This window comes from Pseudomonas canadensis (assembly GCF_030980095.1).
GTDB classification, from domain to species: Bacteria; Pseudomonadota; Gammaproteobacteria; order Pseudomonadales; family Pseudomonadaceae; genus Aquipseudomonas; species Aquipseudomonas canadensis.
This window is the reverse complement of the sequence record NZ_CP133298.1, coordinates 840,047-866,608: the sequence shown is the minus strand read 5'-3', so window position 1 is coordinate 866,608 and position 26,562 is coordinate 840,047. Positions and strand designations below refer to the sequence as shown.

The 26,562-nt window shown below is 60.5% G+C and carries 29 protein-coding genes and 5 tRNA genes; 11 read left to right on the top strand and 23 right to left on the bottom strand.

All coding sequences use genetic code 11. The features are described 5' to 3' along the window. Positions 1–11 precede the first annotated feature (11 nt). Positions 12–860 carry a carboxylating nicotinate-nucleotide diphosphorylase gene (gene nadC, locus RB216_RS03915; RefSeq protein ID WP_028618799.1) on the top strand — a complete coding sequence of 283 codons (849 nt, stop codon included), beginning with the start codon at positions 12–14 and terminating at the stop codon, positions 858–860. A 150-nt stretch (positions 861–1,010) separates the two neighbouring features. Here nadC and RB216_RS03910 read toward each other — a convergent pair whose 3' ends face one another. The 4 genes from RB216_RS03910 to RB216_RS03895 form a co-directional block, all read right to left on the bottom strand. Then, positions 1,011–1,316: a DUF6388 family protein gene (locus RB216_RS03910; RefSeq protein WP_308908341.1), complete on the bottom strand. Its 306-nt coding sequence runs from the start codon at positions 1,314–1,316 to the stop codon at positions 1,011–1,013. 145 nt (positions 1,317–1,461) lie between these two features. Continuing rightward, positions 1,462–1,534: transfer RNA gene (locus RB216_RS03905), tRNA-Thr, on the bottom strand. A gap of 48 nt (positions 1,535–1,582) precedes the next feature. Beyond that, positions 1,583–2,983 carry an O-antigen ligase family protein gene (locus tag RB216_RS03900; RefSeq protein ID WP_308908340.1) on the bottom strand — a complete coding sequence of 467 codons (1,401 nt, stop codon included), beginning with the start codon at positions 2,981–2,983 and terminating at the stop codon, positions 1,583–1,585. A gap of 35 nt (positions 2,984–3,018) precedes the next feature. Next, complete coding sequence (locus RB216_RS03895) at positions 3,019–3,432, bottom strand: pilin (RefSeq protein ID WP_068936050.1); 414 nt, start codon at positions 3,430–3,432, stop codon at positions 3,019–3,021. A 202-nt stretch (positions 3,433–3,634) separates the two neighbouring features. Here RB216_RS03895 and RB216_RS03890 point away from each other — a divergent pair, with 202 nt between their 5' ends. From RB216_RS03890 to yacG, 4 genes are read left to right on the top strand one after another with little or no spacing between them, the layout of a single operon-like run. After that, complete coding sequence (locus tag RB216_RS03890) at positions 3,635–4,843, top strand: type II secretion system F family protein (RefSeq protein ID WP_308908339.1); 1,209 nt, start codon at positions 3,635–3,637, stop codon at positions 4,841–4,843. Beyond that, positions 4,840–5,706: a prepilin peptidase gene (locus RB216_RS03885; protein ID WP_308908338.1), complete on the top strand. Its 867-nt coding sequence runs from the start codon at positions 4,840–4,842 to the stop codon at positions 5,704–5,706. Before RB216_RS03890 ends, RB216_RS03885 begins: the two co-directional genes overlap by 4 nt. Beyond that, entirely contained in the window at positions 5,703–6,326 is a 624-nt protein-coding gene (gene coaE / locus RB216_RS03880; RefSeq protein WP_028618793.1) for a dephospho-CoA kinase, read from the top strand. The genes RB216_RS03885 and coaE overlap by 4 nt, the downstream gene beginning before the upstream one ends. After that, the gene (gene yacG / locus RB216_RS03875) at positions 6,323–6,523 is read left to right on the top strand and encodes a DNA gyrase inhibitor YacG (protein ID WP_028618792.1); all 201 of its coding nucleotides are present in this window, start codon (positions 6,323–6,325) and stop codon (positions 6,521–6,523) included. Before coaE ends, yacG begins: the two co-directional genes overlap by 4 nt. On the opposite strand, the gene RB216_RS03870 is transcribed toward yacG, so the two are convergent. Both RB216_RS03870 and RB216_RS03865 read right to left on the bottom strand, forming a co-directional pair. Next, positions 6,520–6,735 (bottom strand): hypothetical protein, encoded by a 216-nt coding sequence (locus RB216_RS03870; RefSeq protein WP_003171680.1) that lies wholly within the window; start codon positions 6,733–6,735, stop codon positions 6,520–6,522. The genes yacG and RB216_RS03870 overlap by 4 nt on opposite strands. 65 nt (positions 6,736–6,800) lie before the next feature. Then, the gene (locus RB216_RS03865; protein WP_028618791.1) at positions 6,801–7,490 is read right to left on the bottom strand and encodes an energy-coupling factor ABC transporter permease; all 690 of its coding nucleotides are present in this window, start codon (positions 7,488–7,490) and stop codon (positions 6,801–6,803) included. A 103-nt stretch (positions 7,491–7,593) separates the two neighbouring features. On the opposite strand from RB216_RS03865, the gene RB216_RS03860 reads away from it, so the two are divergent. From RB216_RS03860 to RB216_RS03850, 3 genes are read left to right on the top strand one after another with little or no spacing between them, the layout of a single operon-like run. Continuing rightward, complete coding sequence (locus tag RB216_RS03860) at positions 7,594–8,223, top strand: DUF1780 domain-containing protein (RefSeq protein WP_010213242.1); 630 nt, start codon at positions 7,594–7,596, stop codon at positions 8,221–8,223. Positions 8,224–8,277: 54 nt separating this feature from the next. Continuing rightward, on the top strand, positions 8,278–8,451 hold the full coding sequence (locus RB216_RS03855) for a DUF3094 family protein (RefSeq protein ID WP_016976295.1): 174 nt from the start codon (positions 8,278–8,280) through the stop codon (positions 8,449–8,451). Positions 8,452–8,511: 60 nt separating this feature from the next. Further along, positions 8,512–9,810 (top strand): NAD(P)/FAD-dependent oxidoreductase, encoded by a 1,299-nt coding sequence (locus tag RB216_RS03850; RefSeq protein ID WP_028618790.1) that lies wholly within the window; start codon positions 8,512–8,514, stop codon positions 9,808–9,810. Between the two features lie 191 nt (positions 9,811–10,001). Here RB216_RS03850 and RB216_RS03845 read toward each other — a convergent pair. From RB216_RS03845 to rluD, 7 genes are all read right to left on the bottom strand, one after another. Then, positions 10,002–10,078: transfer RNA gene (locus tag RB216_RS03845), tRNA-Pro, on the bottom strand. A gap of 93 nt (positions 10,079–10,171) precedes the next feature. Continuing rightward, positions 10,172–10,247 (bottom strand) — tRNA-Lys (locus tag RB216_RS03840). Positions 10,248–10,252: 5 nt separating this feature from the next. Then, positions 10,253–10,329 (bottom strand) — tRNA-Pro (locus tag RB216_RS03835). A gap of 10 nt (positions 10,330–10,339) precedes the next feature. Further along, a tRNA-Asn gene (locus RB216_RS03830) sits at positions 10,340–10,415 on the bottom strand. A 301-nt stretch (positions 10,416–10,716) separates the two neighbouring features. After that, the gene (gene clpB, locus RB216_RS03825; protein ID WP_308908337.1) at positions 10,717–13,281 is read right to left on the bottom strand and encodes an ATP-dependent chaperone ClpB; all 2,565 of its coding nucleotides are present in this window, start codon (positions 13,279–13,281) and stop codon (positions 10,717–10,719) included. A gap of 130 nt (positions 13,282–13,411) precedes the next feature. Beyond that, positions 13,412–14,137 (bottom strand): peptidoglycan editing factor PgeF, encoded by a 726-nt coding sequence (gene pgeF / locus RB216_RS03820; protein WP_028618788.1) that lies wholly within the window; start codon positions 14,135–14,137, stop codon positions 13,412–13,414. After that, positions 14,134–15,096, bottom strand: coding sequence for a 23S rRNA pseudouridine(1911/1915/1917) synthase RluD (rluD, locus tag RB216_RS03815; RefSeq protein ID WP_016976299.1), 963 nt, complete (start codon positions 15,094–15,096; stop codon positions 14,134–14,136). Before rluD ends, pgeF begins: the two co-directional genes overlap by 4 nt. 149 nt (positions 15,097–15,245) lie before the next feature. Here rluD and RB216_RS03810 point away from each other — a divergent pair, with 149 nt between their 5' ends. After that, complete coding sequence (locus tag RB216_RS03810) at positions 15,246–16,271, top strand: outer membrane protein assembly factor BamD (RefSeq protein ID WP_028618787.1); 1,026 nt, start codon at positions 15,246–15,248, stop codon at positions 16,269–16,271. Positions 16,272–16,396: 125 nt separating this feature from the next. Continuing rightward, positions 16,397–16,630 carry a PP0621 family protein gene (locus RB216_RS03805; protein ID WP_028618786.1) on the top strand — a complete coding sequence of 78 codons (234 nt, stop codon included), beginning with the start codon at positions 16,397–16,399 and terminating at the stop codon, positions 16,628–16,630. Here RB216_RS03805 and thiO read toward each other — a convergent pair. The 5 genes from thiO to pilV all read right to left on the bottom strand — a co-directional run bounded on the left by thiO (position 16,617) and on the right by pilV (position 19,926). Next, positions 16,617–17,726, bottom strand: coding sequence for a glycine oxidase ThiO (thiO, locus tag RB216_RS03800; RefSeq protein ID WP_028618785.1), 1,110 nt, complete (start codon positions 17,724–17,726; stop codon positions 16,617–16,619). The genes RB216_RS03805 and thiO overlap by 14 nt on opposite strands. 62 nt (positions 17,727–17,788) lie before the next feature. Beyond that, entirely contained in the window at positions 17,789–18,187 is a 399-nt protein-coding gene (locus RB216_RS03795) for a type IV pilin protein (RefSeq protein ID WP_305383517.1), read from the bottom strand. 11 nt (positions 18,188–18,198) lie between these two features. After that, positions 18,199–18,729, bottom strand: a complete 531-nt coding sequence (locus RB216_RS03790) for a pilus assembly PilX family protein (protein ID WP_122686021.1) — start codon at positions 18,727–18,729, stop codon at positions 18,199–18,201. A gap of 7 nt (positions 18,730–18,736) precedes the next feature. Next, on the bottom strand, positions 18,737–19,444 hold the full coding sequence (locus RB216_RS03785; protein WP_308908336.1) for a PilW family protein: 708 nt from the start codon (positions 19,442–19,444) through the stop codon (positions 18,737–18,739). After that, positions 19,441–19,926 carry a type IV pilus modification protein PilV gene (pilV, locus tag RB216_RS03780; protein WP_122686017.1) on the bottom strand — a complete coding sequence of 162 codons (486 nt, stop codon included), beginning with the start codon at positions 19,924–19,926 and terminating at the stop codon, positions 19,441–19,443. The genes RB216_RS03785 and pilV overlap by 4 nt, the downstream gene beginning before the upstream one ends. Positions 19,927–20,118: 192 nt before the next feature. On the opposite strand from pilV, the gene RB216_RS03775 reads away from it, so the two are divergent. Beyond that, positions 20,119–20,700 (top strand): GspH/FimT family pseudopilin, encoded by a 582-nt coding sequence (locus tag RB216_RS03775; protein ID WP_308908335.1) that lies wholly within the window; start codon positions 20,119–20,121, stop codon positions 20,698–20,700. On the opposite strand, the gene ispH is transcribed toward RB216_RS03775, so the two are convergent. The 5 genes from ispH to ribF form a co-directional block, all read right to left on the bottom strand. Next, positions 20,654–21,601 carry a 4-hydroxy-3-methylbut-2-enyl diphosphate reductase gene (gene ispH, locus RB216_RS03770; protein WP_016976308.1) on the bottom strand — a complete coding sequence of 316 codons (948 nt, stop codon included), beginning with the start codon at positions 21,599–21,601 and terminating at the stop codon, positions 20,654–20,656. The genes RB216_RS03775 and ispH overlap by 47 nt on opposite strands. 185 nt (positions 21,602–21,786) lie before the next feature. Then, positions 21,787–22,224, bottom strand: coding sequence for an FKBP-type peptidyl-prolyl cis-trans isomerase (fkpB, locus tag RB216_RS03765; protein ID WP_173390393.1), 438 nt, complete (start codon positions 22,222–22,224; stop codon positions 21,787–21,789). Positions 22,225–22,231: 7 nt separating this feature from the next. After that, entirely contained in the window at positions 22,232–22,741 is a 510-nt protein-coding gene (gene lspA / locus RB216_RS03760) for a signal peptidase II (protein ID WP_308908334.1), read from the bottom strand. Then, a complete protein-coding gene (ileS, locus tag RB216_RS03755) occupies positions 22,734–25,565 on the bottom strand; it encodes an isoleucine--tRNA ligase (RefSeq protein WP_122686010.1) in 2,832 nt (943 codons plus the stop codon). Before ileS ends, lspA begins: the two co-directional genes overlap by 8 nt. Before the next feature lie 14 nt (positions 25,566–25,579). Further along, positions 25,580–26,518, bottom strand: a complete 939-nt coding sequence (gene ribF, locus RB216_RS03750) for a bifunctional riboflavin kinase/FAD synthetase (protein WP_308908333.1) — start codon at positions 26,516–26,518, stop codon at positions 25,580–25,582. Positions 26,519–26,562: the final 44 nt, after the last annotated feature.

The following is a 26,562-nucleotide window of genomic DNA, read 5'->3' as shown; positions in this document are numbered from 1 at the left end:
TGGAGCCTGTTATGCCGAATCTCCGTCTTGCCGACCTCACCGCCGAAATCGAAGCCAACGTGCGCCGCGCACTGCTGGAAGACATCGGCAGCGGCGACATTACTGCGCAATTGATACCGGCCGAACGGCTGGCCACGGCCACCATCATTACCCGTGACACGGCTGTTATTGCCGGTACGGCATGGGTGGATGCGGTGTTCCGCCAGTTGGACCCACGGGTCGCGGTGCATTGGCAGGTGGCCGACGGTGAACGCGTCAGCCCCAACCAGGTGCTGTTCCACCTTGAAGGCCCGGCACGCTCGCTGCTGAGCGGCGAACGCTGTGCGTTGAATTTCCTGCAACTGCTGTCCGGGGTCGCTACGCGCGCGCAATTCCTGGCGGATTTTGTCGCCAGTACCCAGGTCAAGCTGCTGGACACCCGCAAAACCTTGCCGGGGCTGCGCCTGGCGCAGAAGTACGCCGTGACCTGCGGCGGATGCCACAACCACCGTATCGGTTTGTATGACGCGTTCCTGATCAAGGAAAACCATATCGCTGCCTGTGGCGGCATTGCTCAGGCGATCACCGCCGCCCACAAGATCGCGCCCGGCAAGCCGGTGGAAATCGAAGTGGAAAGCCTGGATGAACTGCGCGAAGCCTTGGCGGCGGGCGCGGACATCATCATGCTCGATGAGCTGAGCCTGGACGATATGCGTGAAGCCGTGCGCCTGAACGGCGGCAAAGCGAAGCTGGAGGCCAGCGGCGGGATCAATGAAAGCACCCTGCTGCCCATCGCTGAGACCGGGGTGGATTACATCTCGATTGGTGCGATGACCAAGGATGTGAAGGCGGTGGATCTGTCGATGCGCCTGAGCATCTAAACCGTTGCAAGCAGTAGTGAGCGGGCTTGCCCCGCGCTGGGTGGCGTAGCCGCCCCAATAAAACCACAGCGTTATATCAATTAGAACGCGGCGGTAGATTTTTGGGCGGCTACGCCACCCAGCGCGGGGCAAGCCCGCTCACTACAAACTTCAGACGACCAGGGCGTTTATCTCGCAGTACTCTTCCCATTCGACACCCAGCACCTCGGCCGCCTCTTTGTGCAAGGCCAGCCGCGCCGCTTCGAACTCTTCCGGGGTCGAGGTGTACTTGAGGGTCAGCTCCCAAGGCTGGTAGCCCTGGCTCTCGGCCTCGTCCTCAAATGCCCACTGGATCTGGTCGCGCTGATCATCGGCGCTCAGGTCCTTGATCTCTTCTTTAAGCTGCGGCGTGTCCTCAAGGTACTTCTTGAGTGCTTCTTCGTGCCGAGCGTCCTGGGTCATTTCAGTCGTGGTCATGTCGTTCTCTTAGATCGAGGAATGGGGATGCATCTGGGTCATCAAGGTTGCGCAGATACAAAAGAGCGGGCGCAAATGCCAGCTCGTCTGGCCTTCAGAACCATTCTGGGATCAACGGAAAACAGTGCTGCCGATGTTGCCTTTTTGCCCGAGACAGGAATCGAACCTGCGACCTTCGCGTTACGAGTGCGCTGCTCTACCGGCTGAGCTACACGGGCGGTGGGCTAAAGCTAGCACCGCATCGGGAGTCCGGCAACTTGCCGCCGTCAGCGGGCAATCACGCCTTGAGCCCAAAAGCGTGGTTGCAGCATGTTGTCATGGCTGCTCAGGTACTGCTGCTGGGCTCGCGCGATGTGAGGCACGTCACGCACGGCGATAACGATCAACAGACCAACGGCCAGCAGCCCCAGGGTTTTCCAAGCGCCCCAGGCCAATGGCAGTTGGCCGGTTTGCGGAGTTCGCCAGACATGCAGCGCCATCAGCCAGCCCACCACCAACGCCAGCCAGACCTGGGAGTTGGGCATCACGATCACGCCGTCGACCATGGACTGCACTAATGCACCAACCAACGCCGCAAACAGACAGAGCCGCAGCAGGTCTGCCCACTCCGTGCTCTGTGCACGCTCACGCAATACACCGAGCGTGGCCCAACCTGCGCGCCATGCCAACACGGCGACGCACAACGCCGATGGCACACCCCACTCACTGGCCCATTGCAAAATGGCCTGATGAGGGTGAGCGGCAATACTGTTGGCGATATCGGCGAACTGCATTGGCCCGAACCCCAGCAAAGGCCGTTCGACGAGCATATGCCAGGCCTGCCACCAAATCGGACCACGTCCCGACAACGTGGTTGTGAGGCGATCGCTGGCGGCATTGGCGATTTCGATCCCCAGGTAATCCGCCAACACCTTGAACACCAGCCAATACAACAACAGTCCCCCCAGCATTGCGGCCAATTGCCAACCCAGCCAGCGCCGGCCCCATGGTCCTAGCACCGCCAGCACCACGCCCGTCGCGCCCATGCCAAGCCAGGTGCCACGCGTGCCGCCACCCACTGCAATCAGCCACCATACGCACAGCAGCGCAAACACCGCGGCCTTGAGTGGGCGAGAAAGCGTGGGGATCAACAAAGGAAGCGCCAGCAGCGGCAAGGTAAGTGTCTGGAACTGGCCGTAGAAACGCTTGTTGGAAAAGCCAGACAGCAACAAGTCGGGATCCAGCCTCCCCTCCGCGCTGATGAACGCTAGAGCACCGGCGTAGGTGTATTGAATCGACTTGATCAGGCACAGCAGCACCACGAACACAATCAAGGCGCGATCCAACGACTGACCGCCCTGACGCCGCGCCAAGGCAAATGCTACGGCAATCGCGCCGCAGCTGATGAATAATGCCACTTCGACAAGTGCCCACAGCGGTTGGTGAGCCCGCATTGAAGACACCAGCCCCAACCCGATGATGAGCAGCAGGCCCAAGGCTGTGGGCCGGTCAACCAGCCGCTCAACGCGGGTGACCGACAGCCCATACAGCACCGCGCAAGCACCGATGGCAATCTGCATCACCCGCTGCAGATCATGTCCACTGAAGGGAGCACAGATCCCGACAACCAGCAGGCACACCACCGCCACCAGGAAAATACTGCCACGCTGCTCTAGGGATAACACCATCGGCCACCTCAACTTCCCTGTGGAGGGTTTAGCAGTTAAGCGCCGTCGGCGCCGCAGCCTTTGGCGACATATTTTGCGTCAGCGGTGGTGGTGCATTTCCAACCGGCGGTGGCATCGCGCGTCAGGTTGATGGTCTTGCCCAGCACCGGTGCCGGCGCATCAATTATTTCGCAACTGATCGAGCCTGCGCCTGTGGCAACGTCCCCAGCCACGTCAATCTTGCAGTTGGCTGTCGGGCTGGTGCCGCCGATCAATGCCAGCGTAGGAACCGTGCCCTGGTTGAGGGTGTCTTCATACCCTGGCTTCAACGCGGTGATTTCAGCCAGGCCGGCGGTGAATTTGGCCTTGGCCTGGTGGGTGGTGTACATGGGCAGGCCGATGGTGGCCAAAATGCCGATGATTGCCACGACGATCAACAACTCGATCAGGGTAAAACCTTTTTGACGTATCACATTCACTCTCCAGGATAGAACTCATGACAAGGCGCGTCCTGCGCCCCGTGTTGTGCAGCGGCGCCAGTGTACTCATGCGCAGCCGCTCAATCGCGTACAAGTCGCACATTCTGACATTTTATCCTGCTGCACCTGCCAGCCCGAATCCGTCACCTGACTAAGCTATAAATCTTCGACGACCTCTGTGCGGAACGCTGACATGGACGACGCTTTAACGCAGTACGCCTGGGAAGGCATCAATCGCAAAGGACGCAGGGTGTGCGGGCAAACCACGGGGCACAATCTTGCCTGGGTCAGGGCCCAGTTGCGCCAACAGGGCATCAGCCCAGGGCATGTGCGCAAGAAATCCTCCGCTCTACGGGGACTCACACCGCCGATCAAATCGACGGATATCACCCTGCTCACTCGCCAACTTGCGACGCTGCTGAAGGCCGGAATTCCCCTGCTGCAAGCCTTCGACATCATCGGCGAAGGCTTCGAACACCGCGCTGTGCGTGAGCTGGTGCAAGGACTGAAACAAGCGATTGCCGCAGGTTCCAGCCTGTCCGACGCCTTGCGCAAAAAGCCTCGCTGCTTCGATGAGCTGTTTTGCAACCTGGTGGCCGCCGGCGAACAGGCCGGAGCACTGGAAACCCTGCTGGAGCGCGTGGCGATTCATCGGGAAAAGAGTGAGCAGTTAAGGGCCAGGATCAAAAAAGCCATGACCTATCCGATCGCGGTGCTGGCGGTGGCCTGTCTTGTCACTGGCGTCTTGTTGATCCACGTCGTGCCGCAATTCCAGAATCTGTTTGCCGGCGTCGACGGCACGCTGCCCGGCTTTACCTTGCAGGTGATCGCCCTGTCCGAGTTCATGCAGAAGGCCTGGTGGATCGTAGCGCTTGGCGTTCTCGCGGGAGGCATGGGATTGCGCCACTTCTATCGCGCCGTCCCTGCTTTTCGACGCTGGCTGGACGCCGGTTTGTTGAAAACCCCACTCGCAGGCAAACTGCTGACAAAATCGGCCGTGGCCCGCTACGCACGCACACTGTCCACGACCTTCGCAGCGGGTGTTCCATTGGCTCAGGCATTGGATTCAGTGGCCGGCGCCGTTGGTTCAGGGCCGTTCAAACAGGCAATCGAGCATATGCGACACGACGTATCCACCGGCATGGCATTGAATCAATCCATGGTCGCCAGCGGTCTGTTTCCTCGTATGGCAATCCAGATGACTGCCATCGGCGAGGAGTCAGGCACACTGGACCGCATGCTGGAAAAGGTCGCCAACCATTACGAGGCCGACGTGGACAACCTGGTCGACAACCTCACCAGCCTGATGGAGCCGCTGATCATGGTGATCCTGGGGAGCATTGTCGGTGCGCTGGTAATCGCCATGTACTTGCCGGTCTTCCAGCTGGGGAGCGCGTTTTGAGCCTGTTACTGGTTGCGCATCCGTGGGCTTTTGTCGTGATGGCGGGTGTACTGGGGCTGATCGTCGGCAGTTTCCTTAACGTGCTGGCATTGCGCCTGCCAAAAATGCTCGAACGGGAATGGCGCGCCCAGGCCCATGAAGTGCTCGGTCTACCCGCCGATCCCGCTGGGCCGACCTACAACCTGATGCACCCCAATTCCTGCTGCCCGCACTGCAACCATCCGATACGGCCGTGGGAAAATATCCCACTGCTCAGCTACCTGTTCCTGCGAGGTCGCTGTGCCCATTGCCAAGGTGCCATCAGCGCCCGCTATCCGCTTACTGAACTGGCGTGTGGACTGATCTCGGCCTGGGTCGCCTGGCATTTCGGCTTTGGCTGGCAAGCGGGCGCAGTGCTGGTGCTGAGCTGGGGTTTGTTGGCGATGAGCCTGATCGATGCCGACCATCAACTGTTGCCGGATGTGCTGGTGATGCCACTGCTGTGGCTGGGGCTGATCGTCAACGGGTTCGGCCTGCTGACGACATTGCCCGACGCCCTGTGGGGCGCGGTGTTCGGGTACATGAGCCTGTGGAGCGTGTTCTGGCTGTTCAAGCTGGCTACCGGCAAGGACGGTATGGGCCACGGCGACTTCAAGTTACTCGCACTGCTCGGTGCCTGGGGCGGCTGGCAGATCCTGCCGATGACGCTGTTGATGTCGTCGTTGGTCGGCGTGTTCGTCGGCTTGATCCTGATGCGCCTGCGCAAGGCCCAGGCGTCGGCACCAATGCCGTTTGGTCCGTATCTGGCAATTGCCGGCTGGATTGCATTGCTCTGGGGTGGTCAAATAACCGACTTCTATTTGCAGTCTGTCGGTTTCAGATGACCACTTCTGTTGCAACACCCTGGATTCTCGGCCTCACCGGCGGTATCGGCAGCGGCAAAAGCGCGGCGGCGCAGCACTTTATCGACCTGGGTATCGACCTGGTGGACGCTGATCACGCCGCCCGCTGGGTGGTCGAGCCTGGCCGCCCGGCATTGGTACGCATCGCTGAGCACTTTGGTGCCGGCGTGTTGCAACCTGACGGCCAGTTGGACCGCGCCGCCTTGCGCACGCTGATCTTTGAAGTCCCCGAAGAGCGCCGCTGGCTCGAAGCCCTGCTGCACCCGTTGATTGGCGAAGAGATCCGCAGCCACCTGGCGCGCGCGACGTCACCTTACGCGATTCTGGTGTCGCCACTGCTGATCGAGTCGGGCCAGTACAGCATGACCCAGCGCATCCTGGTGATCGACGTGCCGCAATCGCTGCAGATTCAGCGTACCCTGCAACGCGACGGCATCAACGAACAGCAGGTGCAGGCGATTCTCAAGGCGCAGTCCAGCCGTGAAGACCGCCTGAAACATGCCGATGACGTACTGGTCAATGACCAGGACCTCGCCTGGCTGCACAGCGAGGTCGAGCGACTGCACCACTTTTACCTTACTTTGCGTGGAGGCCGATCATGAGCCAACCCTTGACCGTCGACTGCCCAACCTGCGGCGCACCCGTGGAATGGAAAGCGACCAACCTCAACCGGCCGTTCTGCTCGGACCGCTGCAAACTCATTGACCTGGGCGCCTGGGCCGCTGAGGAACACAAGATCCCCGTGGCCCCGGAGGCCGAAGACGAGCTGTTTTCCGAAGACCTGCCGCCACGCCACTAAGGGCGCATAAAGGCGTATTCCTGCTGGTCGTCGAGGTTCTCTGCAAGGTATTGCAGCTCGTCGGCCAGGTCTTCGAAACTGCGCACACCCTTGCTCTGCTGCACCACTGCGCTGAGCATGGCGCGCAGGGTCAGGCCTGGGTCAAAACCGATTTCCTGTGCCGCATCCTGGCTTCTGCGCAACTCCTGCCGTGCCCACTCGTACACACTCATGTTTCATGCTCCTGAAAAATTCTGCAGAGCATGGGCCTGGCTGCGTGCGCTGGATTTGATCTGGGTCAACGCTGCGAATCTTCATCCTTCCAAGGTGCCGAGAGGTAGCGCGTGCGGTTGAAGGTCTCCAGCCATTCAGGGCAAAACACCACCAGGGCGCTGATGACCATGCCGTTGATAAAGGCTTCGGGGAAAATGATCAGCCACAGGTAGCCGATGAAATCTTCCAGCCATTCCGGCATGGCGAAACGACCGTCGAACCAGAGCAGCCCAAGCCCGAACAGCAGGCAAAGCAGCGCCGACAGAGCAGCAGCAAAAAAACCGGAACAGAAGATATACACAAAGGGATTGCGCGGTTGCGCTCGCTCCACCAGCAACGCGCAGGCCTCGGTGACCAGCACCGGCAGCCCGATCAGCAACAGGCCGTTGATGCCAAGGGCGGCCAAGTCCTGGCGACCCAACACCATCAAGCCCACCTGGGCGGCAAAGCCGCCGACGATTGCGAGGGGCCAATCCAGCAGCAGGGTCACGGCGGTCATGCCGATGAAGTGGTAGGACACGCCGGTATCAAAATCCCGCCGCACCAGCCACAGTATGAACAACGCGAACACGGTGCCGAACAGCAAATGTTGGCGTCGACGGTCGGCAAACAATTCGACCCAAGGTGACCGTATGACCGCCCATAGCACAACGGGGGCATACAACAGCCAGCCGACGCCCAGGGTTGTCGGCGCCAGCATCGCGGCACTGATCACGGCAGCACGCTCCATGTTGGAAAATCAGTCGGATTGTCAGTCTACACCGACGTTTTATAGCGGGACTTCCTGCGGTCATCATTTGAGCGCTAAGCTGCTAGCTATGGATGACTCAGATTACTTGCGCCTGCTCACCGTAGCAGCCGAACAAGCCAACGCGTTCCTGTCCAATGCCCGCAAATGGGAGCGTGAGCGTTGGGTCTGCCAACGCCTGCTGCAAGGCTTGAACGTGCCCTACCGAGCCGAAGAGTTTCATGCCGCCGGGCAAGAGCCGCCGGACGTACTGTTTCGCGATGCCAGCTTCGAGGTGTTTTTCGTACTGGATGAGGGCCGCCGCCTGAACGACGAATGGCGCGACGAGTTGCTGCGTCGGCGCAGCGCCTTCTCCCTGAGCCAATTGGTGCGGCGCGAAGCCAAGCCGCGGCGCATTCCGGCCCACGAATTTTTATTGCGCCTGGCACCTACACTGCGCAAGAAGGCGCATAACTATAAAGAACGCGGGATGGACCTGGGGGAGCTGGATATCGTCGCCTTCACCAGCCTCAAGCGCGAAGTACTCGACCTCAACAGTCATTTTCCGCCGCCGACCGAATACCTGCGCCAGGGCTGGCGCTCGTTGTCGCTGGTGGGGCCGACCTTTGCACGGGTTTTGTTCGCTCACCCCGACGCACCGGATTTCTTGCGCAACAACCTGGGCCGCAGCATAGTGTTCGATGTGGGCATCAGCCTCTGATCCCCCGGACTGTAACGTGGCGCCCTTTTGCAACGTCTACCTGACGAGGCCTTTATGACCAGCCGCCTGAACCCCGATGACCAACAGCATGTCGAAGAGTACCTGCAACTCTCCCAAAACCGAGTCGAGCGCAAGCCTTTCCGGCCGTGGCTGCTCCTGGGTGTGGTGCTTGTTGTGGTGATCGGCCTGGGCTTGCTGAGCCGACTTTTGAGTTACCTGACGCTATGAGCTGCCTGGCGCTCGCGGGGGTAACTGCTCCGATTTCTTTTAGCCTTGCGAGATATCCCCATGACCCATCGTATTATTATCGTCGGCGGCGGCGCCGGCGGCCTGGAGTTGGCTACCCGCCTGGGTAAGACTCTGGGCAAGCGCGGCACCGCCAGCATCACGCTGGTAGACGCCAACCTGACCCACATCTGGAAGCCCTTGCTGCACGAAGTGGCCGCCGGTTCGCTGAACTCTTCGGAAGACGAACTCAATTATGTCGCCCAAGCCAAATGGAACCACTTCGAGTTCCAACTGGGGCGCATGAGCGGGCTCGACCGTGAACAGAAGAAGATCCAGCTGGCCGCCACCCTTGACGAAGAAGGTCGTGAGCTGGTGCCCGCGCGCGTGCTGGGCTACGACAGCCTGGTGATTGCTGTTGGCAGCACCACCAATGACTTCGGCACCGAAGGCGCGGCGCAACACTGCCTGTTCCTCGACACCCGCAAGCAGGCCGAGCGCTTCCACCAGCAACTGCTCAACCACTACCTGCGCGCCCATGCCGGGCAGACGGATGTGGTGGAAAAGATCAGCGTCGCCATCGTCGGCGCGGGGGCAACCGGGGTCGAGCTGGCCGCCGAACTGCACAACGCCGCCCATGAGCTGGCCGCCTACGGCCTGGATCGCATCAAGCCGGAAAACATGCACATCACCCTGATCGAAGCCGGCCCACGGGTGCTGCCAGCCCTGCCGGAGCGTATCGGCGGGCCTGTGCATAAAACCCTAGAGAAACTTGGGGTGACCGTGCTGACCAATTCGGCGGTCAGCGAAGTGACGGCCGATGCGCTAATCACCAGCAGTGGCCAGGTGATTCCCGCCAGCCTCAAGGTCTGGGCCGCGGGGATTCGCGCGCCTGGTTTCCTCAAGGACATCGACGGCCTGGAAACCAACCGCATCAATCAACTGCAAGTACTGCCGACACTGCAAACCACCCGCGACGAAAACATCTTCGCCTTTGGCGACTGCGCCGCCTGCCCGCAACCGGGCACCGACCGCAATGTACCGCCACGGGCCCAGGCCGCTCACCAGCAAGCATCGCTGCTGGCCAAGTCGCTGAAGCTGCGTATCGAGGGCAAGGACCTGCCGAGCTACAAGTACACCGACTATGGCTCGCTGATCTCGCTGTCGCGCTTCTCGGCGGTGGGTAACTTGATGGGCAACCTCACCGGCAGTGTGATGCTCGAAGGCTGGCTGGCGCGGATGTTCTATGTTTCGCTGTACCGCATGCACCAGATGGCGCTGTATGGGGTCTTCCGCACGGCGATGTTGATGCTGGGGAGCAAGATTGGGCGTGGAACCGAGCCGCGCCTGAAACTGCACTAACAACACGGTCCCGGAGGGGACTTGGTCAATGTGGGAGCGGGCTTGCTCGCGAAAGCGGTGTATCAGTCAGTACATCTGGCACTGAACCACCGCTTTCGCGAGCAAGCCCGCTCCCACATTCGTTTTGCGGTGAGTCAGATTTGCGTGCACAAAAAAAATCCCCGTATCTTTCGATACGGGGATTTTTAATATGGTCGGGGTAAGGGGATTCGAACTCCTGACATCCTGCTCCCAAAGCAGGCGCGCTACCGGACTGCGCTATACCCCGGTAAAAAAAGGCGACCTTTCAGTCGCCTTCTTCGATCAGCGCTTTTGGCCTCTGATCTTAAGATTCGATTCCAGCGTTAACTGGTCTCAAAAATGGTGGGTCGTGTGGGATTCGAACCTACGACCAATTGGTTAAAAGCCAACTGCTCTACCAACTGAGCTAACGACCCAAATATGGTCGGGGTAGGGGGATTCGAACTCCCGACATCCTGCTCCCAAAGCAGGCGCGCTACCGGACTGCGCTATACCCCGATATTGAAATTGGCTCCGTGACCAGGACTCGAACCTGGGACCCAATGATTAACAGTCATTTGCTCTACCGACTGAGCTATCACGGAACTACATATTTCAAAGCACTACGTTGTTGCTTACTACCCTCTCTTCGACTTGTCCGTATCGCTACGTTCATGTCTCTGAGGCGCGCTATTCTACAATCTTAAAAACCCCTGTCAACCCTTTAAATTGCTTTTAAGACAATGATTTGCGCTTGTTTCTGATTTCTTCTTGGGGAGAAGAAACCCGTGGGCTGACGTTGCTGCGGGGCGCACTTTACAAGCCTTTGCCTTACAGTTCAACGCCCTATCGAAAAAAAAAGGCCCCGCAATGCGGGGCCTTCTCTTAATACCCAACAGACGGGGATCAGTGGAAGACAATTTCGTCGTTTTCCACCGTCGCCTCGACGCTGGTGCCCGGCATGAAGCTGCCGGACAGGATCAGCTGGGCCAGCGGGTTCTCGATCCAGCGCTGGATCGCACGTTTCAGAGGCCGTGCGCCATACACCGGGTCGTAACCAACCGCGATCAGCTTGTCTAACGCCTCGCCGCTCAACACCAGGTCCAGCTCGCGCTCTGCCAGGCGCCCACGCAGGCGACCCAACTGGATCTCAGTGATGCCGGCGATCTGATCCCGTGCCAGAGGCTCGAAGATCACCACTTCGTCGACCCGGTTGATGAACTCCGGACGGAAGTGGCTGGTCAGCGCATCCATCACGGCAGCGCGCTGGCCTTCACGATCACCCACCAACTCCTGGATCTGTGCCGAGCCCAGGTTGGAGGTCATCACGATCACCGTGTTGCGGAAGTCCACGGTACGCCCGTGGCTGTCCGTCAGGCGTCCATCTTCCAGCACTTGCAGCAGGATGTTGAACACATCCGGGTGCGCCTTCTCGACCTCATCCAGCAGGATCACCGAGTAAGGCTTGCGCCGCACGGCTTCTGTCAGGTAACCACCCTCTTCGTAGCCCACATAGCCTGGTGGTGCACCGATCAAGCGAGCCACCGAGTGTTTCTCCATGAATTCGGACATATCGATCCGCACCATGGCCTCTTCGGTATCAAAGAGGAACTCGGCCAAGGCCTTGCACAGTTCGGTCTTACCCACACCGGTCGGGCCGAGGAACATGAACGAGCCGCTCGGACGGTTCGGGTCGGACAAACCGGCCCGCGAACGCCGTACCGCGTTGGACACCGCGACCACGGCCTCTTCCTGGCCAATCACACGTTGGTGCAACAGGCTTTCCATCTTCAGCAGCTTGTCGCGCTCGCCTTCGAGCATTTTCGACACCGGAATGCCGGTCCACTTCGAGACGACTTCGGCGATTTCTTCCTCGGTCACCTTGCTGCGCAGCAACTGGTTTTCAGACTTGCCGTGCTGGTCGACCATCTGCAGGCTGCGCTCCAGGTCGGGGATCACCCCGTACTGCAACTCGGCCATGCGGTTCAGGTCGCCTTTACGGCGCGCGGCTTCCAGCTCCTGGCGGGACTGCTCGATCTTTTGCTGGATCTGCGCAGAGCCCTGCACTTCGGCTTTTTCCGAGGTCCAGATTTCTTCCAGGTCCGAATACTCGCGCTCCAGACGGACGATTTCTTCCTGGAGTTTTTCCAGGCGTTTTTTCGCCGCGTCGTCTTCTTCTTTCTTCAGGGCCTGGGACTCAACTTTCAGTTGAATCAGGCGCCGATCCAGACGGTCGAGCACTTCCGGCTTGGAGTCGATCTCCATGCGGATGCGGCTGGCCGCTTCGTCGATCAAGTCGATGGCCTTGTCAGGCAACTGACGATCAGTGATATAGCGGTGGCTCAATTTCGCCGCCGCAATGATCGCACCGTCAGTGATCGCCACCTTATGGTGGACCTCATAACGCTCTTTCAGGCCACGCAGGATCGCAATGGTGTCCTCTTCGCTCGGCTCTTCCACCAGCACTTTCTGGAAGCGACGCTCAAGGGCCGCGTCCTTTTCAATGTACTGGCGATATTCGTTGAGCGTCGTGGCACCGACGCAATGCAACTCGCCCCGCGCCAAGGCTGGCTTGAGCATGTTGCCCGCATCCATGGAGCCTTCGCCTTTACCGGCGCCGACCATGGTGTGCAGTTCGTCTATAAACAGAATGATCTGCCCTTCCTGCTTCGACAGTTCATTAAGCAGGGATTTCAGGCGTTCTTCGAACTCGCCACGGAACTTGGCGCCGGCAATCAGCGACCCCATGTCCAAGGACAGCAGGCGTTTGCCTTTGAGGCCGTCCGGCACTTCACCATTGATGATGCGCTGGGCCAGGCCCTCGGCAATCGCGGTTTTACCCACGCCAGGCTCACCGATAAGCACCGGGTTGTTCTTGGTGCGACGTTGCAGGACCTGGATGGTGCGACGGATTTCATCGTCACGGCCGATCACCGGATCAAGCTTGCCTTCTTCAGCGCGCTTGGTCAGGTCGACGGTGTATTTATCAAGGGCTTGGCGCGACTCCTCATGGTTGGGGTCGTTCACCGCGTCGCCGCCACGCAGGTTGTTGATGGCGTTTTCCAGGGCTTTCTTGCTCACGCCCTGGCCCAGCAACAACTTGCCGAGCTTGCTGTTTTCGTCCATGGCAGCGAGCAGCACCAGTTCGCTGGAGATGAACTGGTCGCCCTTTTGCTGGGCCAAGCGGTCCGCTTGGTTAAGCAGGCGCGCCAAGTCCTGGGACATATTCACGTCGCCGGTAGGGTTTTGGATTTTCGGCAGTTGGTCGAGCTCCTTGCTCAACTCCTTGCGCAGGCTGTTGACGTCGAAGCCCACCTGCATCAGCAAGGGCTTGATAGAACCACCTTGCTGTTCCAGGAGCGCCTGCATCAAGTGTGCAGGCTCGATGGCTGGGTGGTCGAGGCCCACCGCCAGGGATTGAGAATCAGATAACGCCAACTGCAATTTGCTGGTTAAACGATCTATACGCATTAGTCACCTTCCTTTTGAGCAGGCCGGAGCTATAAAACATCCTGAATGAAGAAACCTGCCAGATACCCTTATAGATGGGGTGGATTCTGGGAGATTCAAGCTACGGACAGTTGACGCAGATCAGATGAGTCTAGCGTTCCAGCCAGATAAGGGAGGCAAACCGACCGGTGCGTGGGCTACGGCGGTAAGAAAAGAAGCGCGGGTCGGTCACGGTGCAGAACCCCCCACCATAAACAGCAGTGACGCCACGTGCGGCCAGGCGCAAACGGGCCAGCTTATAGATGTCGGCCATGAACTTGCCAGGATTACGGCTGGGCACGAAGGCTTCAGCGGTGATCGGCAATTGCTGCATGAAGGCTTCACGCACTTCCGGGCCGACTTCAAAGGCTTGCGGACCAATCGCCGGGCCAAGCCAGACCAGCACTTCACACGGATCGGTATCCAGGCTTTCAAAGGCAGCTTCCAGCACGCCCGCCGCCAGTCCACGCCAACCGGCATGGGCCGCCGCCACATGGGTGCCGGCGCGGTTGCAGAACAACGCAGGCAGGCAATCGGCGGTCATGGAGGTGCAGGCAATGCCAGGGGTGCTGGTCCAACTGCCATCCGCTTCGGCGGTGCGATTTGGGTCGGCTTCGACCACAGTCACACCATGAACCTGACGCAGCCAAGCCGGCTGAATATTGAAGGCATCGCTAAGACGACGGCGATTCTCAAGGACGGCCTCCAGGCTGTCCTCGACGTGATCGCCCAGGTTGAGGCTGTCGAACGGCGTCAGGCTGACGCCGCCCGCACGGGTGGTGACGCAGGCTTTCACCTGAGCCGGCGCAGGCCAGTCAGGAATCAGCCAGTCACTCATCCGATAAACGCCTCGCGATCCTGCTTGAGCAGCGACAGCAGCCAGACCAGATCGTCCGGCAGCGGCGATTCCCAGCTCATCCGTTTACCGCTCGTCGGATGGTCCAGCTCCAGGAAACGTGCGTGCAAGGCCTGGCGCGGGAAGGTTTTCAACGATTCAACCATGGTCTGGCTGGCCGCAGGCGGAATACGGAAGCGACCGCCGTAGGCCGGATCTCCGACCAACGGGAAGTTGATGTGCGCCATGTGCACGCGAATCTGGTGGGTACGGCCGGTTTCCAGCTTGACCCGCACGTGAGTGTGGGAACGGAAACGCTCCAGCACACGATAGTGGCTAACGGCCTGCTTGCCGCCTTCCATCACCGCCATACGCTGGCGCTGCTGGCCGTGGCGACCGATTGGGGCGTTGATCTTGCCACCCGCTACCACCACGCCGATCACGATGCACTCGTAGATCCGGCTGACGCTGCGGCTTTGCAATTGTGTGACCAACTGCGTCTGCGCCTGAATGGTCTTGGCCACCACCATCAAACCGGTGGTGTCCTTGTCCAGACGGTGCACGATGCCGCAGCGCGGGACATTGATGATGTCCGGCACGTGGTGCAGCAGGGCATTGAGCAAGGTGCCATCAGCGTGCCCGGCCGCCGGGTGAACCACCAGGCCTGCGGGTTTGTTGATGACCAGGATGTCGTCGTCTTCATAGACGATATCCAGCTCGATGTCCTGGGCGACCCATTCTCCCTGGGCTTCCTGCTCGGCAGTCAGCTCAAGAATCGCACCGCCATGGACTATGTCTCGCGGGCGGATAACCGCTCCATCCACAGTCAGGCGGCCGTCTTTGATCCAGGCGGAAAGGCGCGAGCGCGAGTGCTCAGCGAATAATTGTGCGGCGACTTGATCGAGGCGTTGGCCGCCCAATTCGGACGGCACCTCTGCGCGAAGTTCAATTTTATCGGACATGCTCAGACTAGGCGTGGCGTAGCCTTTGGTTTCGGCTGCGCGCTTGTGGTTAAATACGGCGTCTTTTGCCCCGAGGCTTTCAACGGGGCGCTCATCATAACAGGACGGCCCCGCCCAAGACAGCGGCCGTCATAGGGACGCAAGCCGCCATGCAAGTGAAACACCTGCTGCTGATCGCCATCCTCGCCATGACTGCTGCTTGCTCGTCAACAAAGGAAGTCGTCGACGAAAACCTGAGCGAAGTCGAGTTGTACCAACTGGCTCAGAAAGACTTGGACAATAATAGCTTCACCAGCGCCACAGCGAAGCTGAAGGCACTGGAGTCGCGTTATCCGTTCGGGCGCTATGCCGACCAGGCCCAGCTCGAGTTGATCTACGCCAACTACAAGAACGCCGAGCCGGAAGCTGCCAAGTCCGCCGCCGAGCGTTTCATCCGCCTGCATCCGCAGCACCCGAACGTCGACTACGCCTACTACATGAAGGGCCTGACCTCGTTCGACCAGGACGTCGGCCTGCTGGCGCGCTTCCTGCCGCTGGACATGACCAAGCGTGACCCGGGTGCTGCCCGCGACTCCTACAACGAGTTCGCCCAGTTGACCAGCCGCTACCCCAATAGCCGCTACGCACCGGATGCCAAGCAGCGCATGATCTACCTGCGCAACCTGCTGGCGTCCTACGAGATCCACGTGGCGCATTACTACCTGACCCGTCAGGCCTACGTAGCCGCCGCCAACCGTGGTCGTTATGTGGTAGAAAACTTCCAGGAAACCCCTTCTGTGGGTGACGGCCTGGCGGTGATGACCGAGGCTTACCAGCGTCTGCACCTGGACGAGCTGGCCAGCACCAGCCTGGAAACCCTGAAGCTCAACTACCCGGATCACCCAAGCCTGAAAGACGGCCAGTTCGTGCCTCAGGTTGCTGAAGCGGACAACCGTTCGTGGCTGAGCAAGTACACCCTGGGCCTGATCGAATCCCGTCCACCGCTGCCGCCGGGCGAAACCCGCGCCAACCAGGACGTGATCAAGCAGTACCAGGACGCCAAGGACGCCATTCCTTCGGAGCTCAAGCCGCATGACGAGAACGGCGACGTGATCGAAGAAGAAGAGCCGCAGGCCCTGGGCAACAACCAGGACCGTTCGTGGTTCAGCTACATGACCTTCGGTGTGTTCGACTGATTGCACCCGGCGTCATCAAGAAGGAGCCTTTCGAGGCTCCTTTTTTGTGGGTGATATTTATTGCGCTGTGCGCCTGGCACGTCCTTGGCTAAACTGGCGCATTCCTTGTCGAGAAACTGCCCATCATGCTTCGTCTATTGTTCTGGATTGCCGTCATTGCCGCCGCAGTATGGTTCTGGCGCAAATTCAAAAGCCCGGCCGCCAAGCAGCAACGTACCAGCGAGCCTGACGCTGCCCTGATGGTGCGCTGCGCCCACTGCGGCGTACACCTGCCACAGGATCGCGCCCTGAGCTCGCGCCAGGAGTGGTATTGCACCCAGGCGCATCTGGAACAAGGACCGAAGTCTATCCAGCGTTGATCCGACCTTCGGGCGCATAAGGCGCGGGGTCGATGATCGGCGTACGCGCCAGCAGCAAGTCGGTAAACAACTGGCAGGATGCCGGCGCAAGCACCAGGCCATTGCGGTAATGGCCGCAGTTGAGCCACAAGCCTTTGAAGCCCGGCACTTGGCCAATATAGGGGATGCCTTCCGGCGAACCAGGGCGCAATCCGGCCCAGTGCCCAACCACCTCGGCGTCCGCCAAGGCGGGAATCAACTCCACCGCTGATGCCTTGAGGCTTTGCAGCGCCGTGTCGGTAGGGGTCTTGTCGAAGCCTTCATGCTCCAGGGTACTGCCGATCAAGATGTGCCCGTCACGCCGCGGGATCGCATAACGCCCCTTGGCCAGGACCATGCTCGACAGGAAGTCCGAGGCGCATTTGTACAGGATCATCTGGCCTTTGACCGGCTCGACCGGCAGCGACAGGCCCAAAGTACCCAGCAGTTCACCACTCCACGCCCCGGCCGCCAGTACAACCTGATCACCGAAGATCGGCCCACCAGCTGTGTTCACACCCACGACATTGCCCGCATCCAGAACAAATCCGGTCACTTCACACTGCTCGTGGAGGGTCACGCCGGGCAACGCGAGCAGTGCCGCCTTGAGGGATTTGACCAGGCGCGGGTTGCGCACATTGGCGACGTCAGCCATGTAGACCGCGCTGGAGTACCCGCCGCCCAGCACCGGAACGGCATCATGGGCAGCCGAGACATCCACTTTGCTCAAGGGGCGGCCTTCTCGCGCAGCCCAGGCCAGGGCTTCGGCTTCGTCGTCCAGGTCCAGCCAGTACAGGCCCGTGGTATGCACCTCCGGGTCGACACCGGTCTGGGCAAACAGGCGCTGTGCCAACTGAGGATAAAAGTCTTGGGACCAATGGGCCAGTGCGGTGACGGCCGGGCTGTAGCGCCAGGGATACAGCGGCGAGACAATACCGCCGCCCGCCCAGGAGGACTCCCGCCCCAACCCCGCGCGCTCCAGCAGCACTACGGCTTGCCCTTGGGTCGCCAGGTTGAACGCTGTCAACAAGCCGATGACCCCGCCACCGACAATCACTACCTGCTGTTGCTCTGCCATCATTTGATCCAGCCGATAAATAGGAACACGCGCACTTGGCGCCCAGTCATCCAGCACCCTCATCATTGCCCCCAGCACAGCTTGCGCGACATTTCAGGTGCCGCGCCCGGATTGGTCCGCGCACCGGTACTGGCCAGGCTGAAGTCGCCGCAAGGATCGCCGGTCATCACCGAGCGGACGCCAGGCGTAGCCACCAGCTGGAAATCCTGAGGGTTCAATGCTGCGGTGATTCTATAGCGATCATTGCCCTCGCTGACGCTTGCATCAATAAAAGTACCGTTCCTTGTATAAAAACGCTCCAGATGCTGAGCCTGATCGGTCAATAACGCGACGATTTCCACGCGATAGACTTTTTTCATATGGCTGGTGTAGCCGGGGTAAGCAATCCCGGCCAGCACCGCAATGATCGCCACGGCGATCAGTAACTCAATCAGGGTAAAGCCCTGGCTGTCCATGCCCATTTCAACGCTCCTTATTGAAGTTGCCGCCAGGCCACCCGCCGGAAACGCGAGCCGCCCTCCTCTTCTACATGCGCATAGACGCTCTCCAGCACCGTGCGCAATTGGCCGCTTAACCCGACAGCCGTCACTCGATACGCGTCGGCCACGGTGCGTGGTGGCAAATGCGCCAGCCCCACCGAGGGTCCCAGGGATTGAATGCCGTATAGACCGCCGTCCAGTGCAGTCCAAGTGATCCCCGAAACAGGGTCCAGCCCCGCCCCAACCACCGAATAGGCGGCGGCCGGCGGTGCGCAGGTGACAACCGACCGGCAAGGCGGCAGCATCGCAAATGATCGCTTTACGACTGACTCCCCACGCCGCAAGCCACTCTCGGCGCTTTGCAGCGACTGATTGCGGTGCCAGAGGCTAGCGGTGACCTTTTGCTGGCTCACCGCCCCTTGCTGGGATGACAGCCCGATCAGCGACAACAACAGCAACAACACCAGGCTGATCAGCAGCACCATGCCCGCCTGCCGCAGACGAATAGGCTCTTTAAGCATCATGGCCGCCCTACCCCAGCCGGTTTCGCAGCGCCGCCACGACGCTGTAGGTTTGATCCTTCACGCGTCCGGCTGGGTCTTGCAGCGTCATCAGGATGCGCACACTGCGTATCAAGGCAAGGTCCGCCGGACTCGCGTCATAACGCGCCACCTCCGTCGACGATGGTTTGGCAGCCACGCCAAAGCTGATATCGAAAGCCTGCACGTTATCCACCAGCACGGCCTTGGCAGGCGCCGCAGGCGTACTGACTTTCAATTGGCCGGCTTCGAAGGTGTAGGTGATCTGGCGCAGCGCAAAGCGGATTTGTCCGGGGGCAGGCGCTGGCGCACTGCCAACATACGCCTGGGCGGTCCCCGTGCAGTCGGACAATACGGTCCAGTCAGGCTTGCCACTTTCCAGACCGACATCAGTTGTCACCAGCGACAGCGACTTCGCCCCCGCCTCGGCCTTCCAACTGACCGGCTGATCAAAAGCGGGTGGGGCATTGTCGATAGACGCCGTGGCCAAACAGCCAAACATGCCCGCCTGGCGAATATCCTGGGTCATCTTGCCCAGTAAGAACCGTGCATCGTCCTGCAGCAACGTGGCGGCCTGCTGGCTGGCGTGAGTGGCTTTGGAACTGATCAGCACTTGGGTGACCCCAAGCACCACTACCAGGCCCATGGCCAACGCCAGTAGCAGTTCCACCAGGCTGAATCCCCTAACGCTCCACCTCATTGCGCGCCCCTCGACTCATCATCGATGCGACTGGTCAGGGTGAATGTTTCCCGGGCACCCGGTCTGTTTGCGCCCCGGCTATCGTCCCAACTGATGCTGACCGTCACCTCGCCCGCACTGACCGACACCGAGCCTTTGGCGCTCGCCCCGGCAAAACCGAGGATATTGGCCTCGAAATCATGCAAATCCAGGTCGCGCACGCTGGCGGACGCAATGCTGGCAGGAGCAGGCTCGGCCCGGCCCCAGGAGTAGTCGACAGCGGAATTGGCGCGGATTCGGTCAAGCATGTCATAGGCAATGAAACTCGCCTGGCTGGTCATCCTGGAACTGTCTGTGTACTTGAGCGCATTGAGCTGGATCACCGCCGCACCCAGCAGGCCAATGGCGAGAATCAACACTGCAACCAGCACCTCGATCAGCGTCATGCCGATTTGGCGCCTGGAAAAATCCTGGGGAAAACCGCTGTTGGGGCAAGCAAGCATTACCGTCGTCATCCGTGTCGAGGTCCGAAAAAAGCAGGAAAAATCTGCTGTGCGGCCCAAGACTAGCGCCGGTTTTTTGCTCGCGCTGCTCCCGGAACAAAGGGAAATACTTTGGACATGAAGGCCATCATTCGGCGCAACGTACTGGGCGCTATACCTAGTGCTTCACCTGAATCCAAGGACGGACGATACATGCGCCAACAAGGCTTCACCCTGATCGAACTGCTGCTCGGGCTGATCGTGAGCGGCATCCTGGCCAGCCTGGCCACCCCCAGCTTCAAGGGTTTGCTGGAATCACAGCAGCGACAGGGCGTCGCGCAATCCTTGGCCTCAGGACTGCGCTACGCCCGGACTGAAGCCATCGCCCGTAACCAACCGGTGGTCATTCATGCGCGGGAAGACGACTGGAGCCAGGGCTGGCGGGTCATTGTGGATGTGAGCGGACGCGGTTATCTGGATGACGACAATCCAGTACTGCTGGAGCAGCAGGGCAATGGCGGCGTGGCGATCGTTGGCAATGGGCCTGTCAAGAATCAGGTGCGCTTCAGCGGACTAGGCGAACCGGTGTTTTCAGGAGGAGGTTTTCGCGCTGGCACCGTGCACGTATGCGCCACAGATCAGGCGCAGAGCCTGTATCAGGTCGTACTGGCGCCCAGCGGGCGCATCAGCCTGCGCAGCGAGCGTGCCGAGCAGGCGTTGTGCCGGAGCTACTCCGGCACACAGGTACTCAGAGCAGCGAGCGAACCCGCAGCTCCTTGGGCATGGAGAAGGTGATGTTCTCTTCACGGCCAGCCAGCTCATCGGCACCAGTGGCGCCCCAGGCGTGCAACTGCTGGATAACGCCGCGCACCAGCACTTCCGGGGCCGAAGCGCCCGCCGTGATACCGATACGCTCGACGCCATCGAACCAGCTGCGTTGCATATCTTCGGCGCCATCGATGAGGTACGCCGGCGTTGCCATGCGTTCAGCCAACTCACGCAGGCGGTTGGAGTTTGAGCTGTTAGGGCTGCCGACAACCAAAACCACGTCGCATTCATCGGCCAGTTGCTTGACCGCGTCCTGCCGGTTTTGAGTGGCGTAGCAGATGTCGTCCTTGCGTGGGCCGCCAATCGCCGGGAAGCGGCTGCGCAGCGCGTCGATCACGCGGCTGGTGTCGTCCATGGACAAGGTGGTCTGGGTCACGAATGCCAGGCGCTCGGGGTTGTGCACCTGCAGGCTGGCGACATCTTTTTCGTCTTCCACCAGGTAAATCGCCCCGCCATTGCTGGCGTCATACTGGCCCATGGTGCCTTCGACTTCCGGGTGGCCGGCATGGCCAATAAGGATGCACTCTCGACCGTCACGGCTGTAGCGCGCCACTTCGATATGCACCTTGGTGACCAGCGGGCAGGTGGCATCGAAGACTTTGAGGCCACGGCCTGCCGCTTCGGTACGCACGGCCTGGGAAACACCGTGGGCGCTGAAGATGACAATGACGTCGTCCGGCACCTGGTCCAGCTCTTCGACAAAGATGGCGCCGCGCGCGCGCAGGTCTTCGACCACGAATTTGTTGTGGACGACTTCATGACGCACGTAAATCGGCGGCCCGAAGACTTCCAGGGCGCGGTTGACGATTTCGATCGCCCGGTCCACGCCGGCGCAGAAGCCACGGGGGTTGGCGAGTTTGATTTGCATGCTGTGCCTCGTGTCTTGCAGGGCAAGAAAATGGATCAACTCGGGCCCTTGCGAGCGCCGAGTCCTGTAGAAGCCGGCTTGCCGGCGATAACATCACCGCGGTGTCGACGATACACCGAGGCGTCTGCATCGCCGGCAAGCCGGCTCCTACATAGGCCAGCGCTCGCAGGCGCCGGTTTCATCTGTCAGATCGCTTTAACGTCGATGATTTCAACATCAAAGGTCAAGGTTTTACCGGCCAACGGGTGGTTGAAGTCGATGGTCACTTGCGCGTCATCGAAGGTTTTTACCACACCAGGCAGTTCGGTATTCGCCGCATCGTTGAAGATCACCAACAAGCCTTCCGACAGGTCCATGTCCTGGAACTGCGAACGCGGGATGATCTGCACGTTTTGCGGGTTGGGCTGGCCAAAGGCGTTTTCCGGCAGGATCTGCAGGGTGCGCTTGTCGCCAGCCTTGAAGCCGAACAGGGCCGCTTCGAAACCCGGCAGCAGGTTGCCATCGCCGACCTTGAAGGTGGCCGGGGCTTTGTCGAACGTGCTGTCGACCGTATCGCCATTCTCCAGGCGCAGTGCGAAATGCAAGGTGACTTCCGTGTTCTGGCCGATGCGTTGCTCAGCCAATACCTGATCAGTCATTGACGGTCTCTCCGGTTTTCTTACTTTTGAACATGTCCAACGCCAGCATGATTGCACCGACGGTGATGGCGCTGTCGGCAAAGTTGAACGCCGGGAAGTACCAGCGGTTCTGCCAATGCACCAGGATAAAATCGATCACATGGCCGAGGGCAATGCGGTCGTAAAGATTGCCCAGCGCACCGCCCAATACCAGCGCCAAGGCGATCGCCAGCCAGGTGTCATCACGGCCAAGACGCTTGAGCCACACCACCAGCACCGCACTGACGACCACGGCGATCAAGGCGAACAGCCAGCGCTGCCAGCCGCCGCTATCCGCCAAAAAGCTGAACGCGGCGCCAGTGTTGTAGGCCAGGGTCCAGCTGAAGTAATCCGGGATCACCACGATCTGCTGGAACATCTGCAGGGAGCCTTCGAAATGAGCCTTGCTGACCTGGTCGATGATCAGGACCAGCAGACTCAGTACGAGCCAGCCCAGACGTCCGAAACGACTGGTATCAGGCATAGTGGCGAACCTCACCAGCACCCGAGATGTTGTCGACGCAACGACCACAGATTTCCGGATGCTCAGGGTTCACGCCAACATCTTCACGGCAGTGCCAGCAACGGGCGCATTTAGGGAAGGCCGACTTGACCACTTTGAGCTTGAGGCCCGGCACTTCGGTGGCGACCGCGTCCGCCGGGGCCTGGGCGAATGGCGCCAGGCTCGCGGTAGAGGTGATCAGCACGAAGCGCAGTTCGTTGCTCAGCTTGGCCAGGTCGGCGGTCAGGCCTTCCTCGGCAAACAGGGTGACTTCGGCTTGCAGGTTGCCACCGACGGCCTTGGCCGCACGTTGCACTTCCAGCTCCTTGTTCACCGCAACCTTCACGGCCATCACGCCTTCCCAGTACTCGCGGCCCAGTTCGAAGTCGGCCGGCAGTTCGGTCAGGCCTTCGTACCAGGTGTTGAGCATCACGGACTCGTTGCGCTCGCCCGGCAGGTATTCCCACAGTTCGTCGGCGGTGAAGGCCAGGATCGGCGCGATCCAGCGCACCAGCGCTTCGGAGATGTGGAACAGCGCGGTCTGCGCCGAGCGGCGCGCCTTGCTGTTGGCGCCGGTGGTGTACTGGCGGTCCTTGATGATGTCGAGGTAGAAACCACCCAGTTCCTGCACGCAGAAGTTGTGGATCTTCGAGTACACGTTCCAGAAGCGATACTCGCCGTAGTTTTCCTGCAACTCGCGTTGCAGCAACAGGGTACGGTCCACGGCCCAACGGTCGAGGGCGAGCATGTCCTCAGCCGCCAGGATGTCGGTGGCCGGGTTGAAACCGGTCAGGTTCGACAGCAGGAAACGTGCGGTATTGCGGATACGGCGGTAGGCATCGGCGCTGCGGGCCAGGATCTGGTCCGACACGGCGATTTCGCCCGAATAGTCGGTCGACGCAACCCACAGACGCATGATGTCGGCGCCCAGGGTGTCGTTGATCTTCTTCGGCTCGATCACGTTCTTCAGCGACTTGGACATTTTGCGGCCCGTCTCGTCGACGGTAAAACCGTGAGTCAGCAGTTCGCGGTACGGCGCGTGGTTGTCGATGGCGCAACCGGTCAGCAACGACGAGTGGAACCAGCCACGGTGTTGGTCCGAGCCTTCCAGGTACAGGTCGGCACGCGGACCGGTTTCGTGACCCATCGGGTGCGAGCCGCGCAGCACGTGCCAGTGAGTGGTGCCGGAGTCGAACCACACGTCCAGGGTGTCGCTGATCTTGTCGTACTGCGGCGCTTCGTCGCCCAGCAGTTCGGCGGCGTCCAGCTTGAACCAGGCCTCGATGCCTTCCTGTTCAACGCGTTGGGCCACCTGCTCCATCAGTTCGACGGTACGTGGGTGCAGCTCGCCGCTTTCCTTGTTCAGGAAGAACGGGATCGGCACGCCCCAGTTACGCTGGCGGGAGATGCACCAGTCCGGACGGTTGGCGATCATCGAGTGCAGGCGCGCCTGGCCCCAGGCCGGGACGAACTGGGTGTCTTCGATGGCTTTGAGCGAGCGGACACGCAGCGTGTCGCCGCTGGCTGGCTCTTTGTCCATGCCGATGAACCACTGCGCGGTGGCGCGATAGATCAGCGGGGTCTTGTGGCGCCAGCAGTGCATGTAGCTGTGCTGGATGGTGGCGGTTTGCATCAGCGCACCGACTTCGCGCAGTTTTTCGATGATCGGCTGATCGGCCTTGAAGATGAACTGGCCGCCGAAGAACTCCAGCGACGGCACGTAAACACCGTTGCTTTGCACCGGGTTGATGATGTCGTCGTTGACCAGGCCGTACTTCTTGCAGATCACAAAGTCGTCTACGCCATAGGCAGGCGAGCAGTGAACGATACCGGTGCCCGAGCCCAGTTCAACGTAGTCAGCCAGGTACACCGGCGACAGACGGTCATAGAACGGGTGGCGGAAGTTGATCAGTTCCAGCGCGGAGCCGGTGGTGGTGGCGATGACCGAACCTTGCAGCTCGTAGCGGGCCAGGCAGGCCTCGACCATTTCCTCGGCCAGCACCAATAGGCGGTCACCGACGTCCACCAGGGCGTAGGTGAATTCCGGGTGCACGTTCAGCGCCTGGTTGGCCGGGATGGTCCACGGGGTGGTGGTCCAGATCACGATGGCGGCTGGCTTGGCCAGCGAAGCCAGGCCAAAGGCCTCGGCCAGCTTGGCCTCGTCGGCGATCGGGAAGGCCACGTCGATGGTCGAGGACTTCTTGTCTTCGTACTCGACTTCCGCTTCGGCCAGGGCCGAACCACAGTCGAAGCACCAGTTCACGGGCTTGAGGCCCTTGAACACGAAACCGCCCTTGACGATTTCGGCCAAGGCACGGATTTCCCCGGCCTCGTTCTTGAAGTTCATGGTCTTGTACGGGTTGTCCCACTCGCCGAGCACGCCCAGGCGGATGAATTCGGACTTCTGCCCTTCGATTTGCTCCGTGGCGTAGGCACGGCACAGTTCGCGGGTTTTATCCGCGCCCAGGTTCTTGCCGTAGGTCACTTCGACTTTGTGTTCGATCGGCAGGCCGTGGCAGTCCCAACCCGGAACATACGGCGCGTCGAAGCCCGATAGGGTTTTCGAGCGCAGGATCATGTCCTTGAGAATCTTGTTCAGCGCATGACCGATGTGAATCGTGCCATTGGCATAAGGAGGGCCGTCGTGCAGGACGAATTTCGGACGATCCTTGCCAATCTCGCGCAACTTTCCGTACAGGCCAATACTGTCCCAGCGCTGCAGGATCTGCGGTTCGCGCTGTGGCAGGCCGGCCTTCATTGGGAAGGCGGTGTCCGGAAGGTTTAGCGTGGCTTTATAGTCGGTCATTTAAGGCTCTTCGGTTAGCGATGGGCGCTAGGTGCGGCTAGTGCACGGGCGGCGGCGACATCCGCATTGATCGCCGTTTTCAACGCCTCAAGGGAGGCGAAACGCTGCTCTTCACGCAGCTTCTGGTGGAAAACCACCGTCAAACGCCGGTCATACAGATCACCGGCAAAATCCAGCAGATGTACTTCCAGGTGGGCCTTGCCATCACCTGCAACCGTGGGCCTGACGCCTATATTGGCGACTCCGGGCCACGATTGGCCGTCGATGTCGACGCTGACGAGGTAAACCCCGGTCAACGGCACACGACGGCGCTTGAGTTGCACGTTGGCGGTTGGCGTGCCCAATTGGCGCGCCAGCTTCTGGCCGTGCAGGACCCTTCCGGCAATGCGGAACGGGCGACCGAGCAAACGCTCGGCCAAGGCGAAGTCGGCAGCGGCCAGGGCATTACGCACCTGGGTACTGCTCACGCGCAGGCCGTCCAGTTCGACGGTTTGTGCGGCTTCGACGGTAAACCCCTGGTTGACGCCCGCATGCTGCAGGAAATCGAAATCCCCGACGCGGTCGCAACCAAAGCGGAAGTCGTCACCGACCTCCAAATGCTGCACGCCCAGGCCATCAACCAGGATGCAGTCGACGAACTCGGCGGCGCTCAGGCTTTGCAAACGCTGGTTGAAGGCCAGGCAGAGGACACGGTCCACGCCCTCTTCTGCCAGCAATTGCAGCTTGTCCCGCAGGCGGGCCAGGCGGGCCGGCGCGGTCTCGGGGGTAAAGTATTCCCGCGGCTGTGGCTCGAAAATCACCACGCAGCTGGGCACGCCCAACTCGACCGCGCGTTCGCGCAGCCGAGCCAGGATAGCCTGGTGGCCACGGTGAACACCGTCAAAGTTGCCAATAGTGGCGACGCAGCCCCGATGCTCGGGGCGCAGGTTGTGGAGACCTCGAACCAGCTGCATAACGCGCTTCTTGCTCATAAAGTGGTCGATTATAACCACACCCG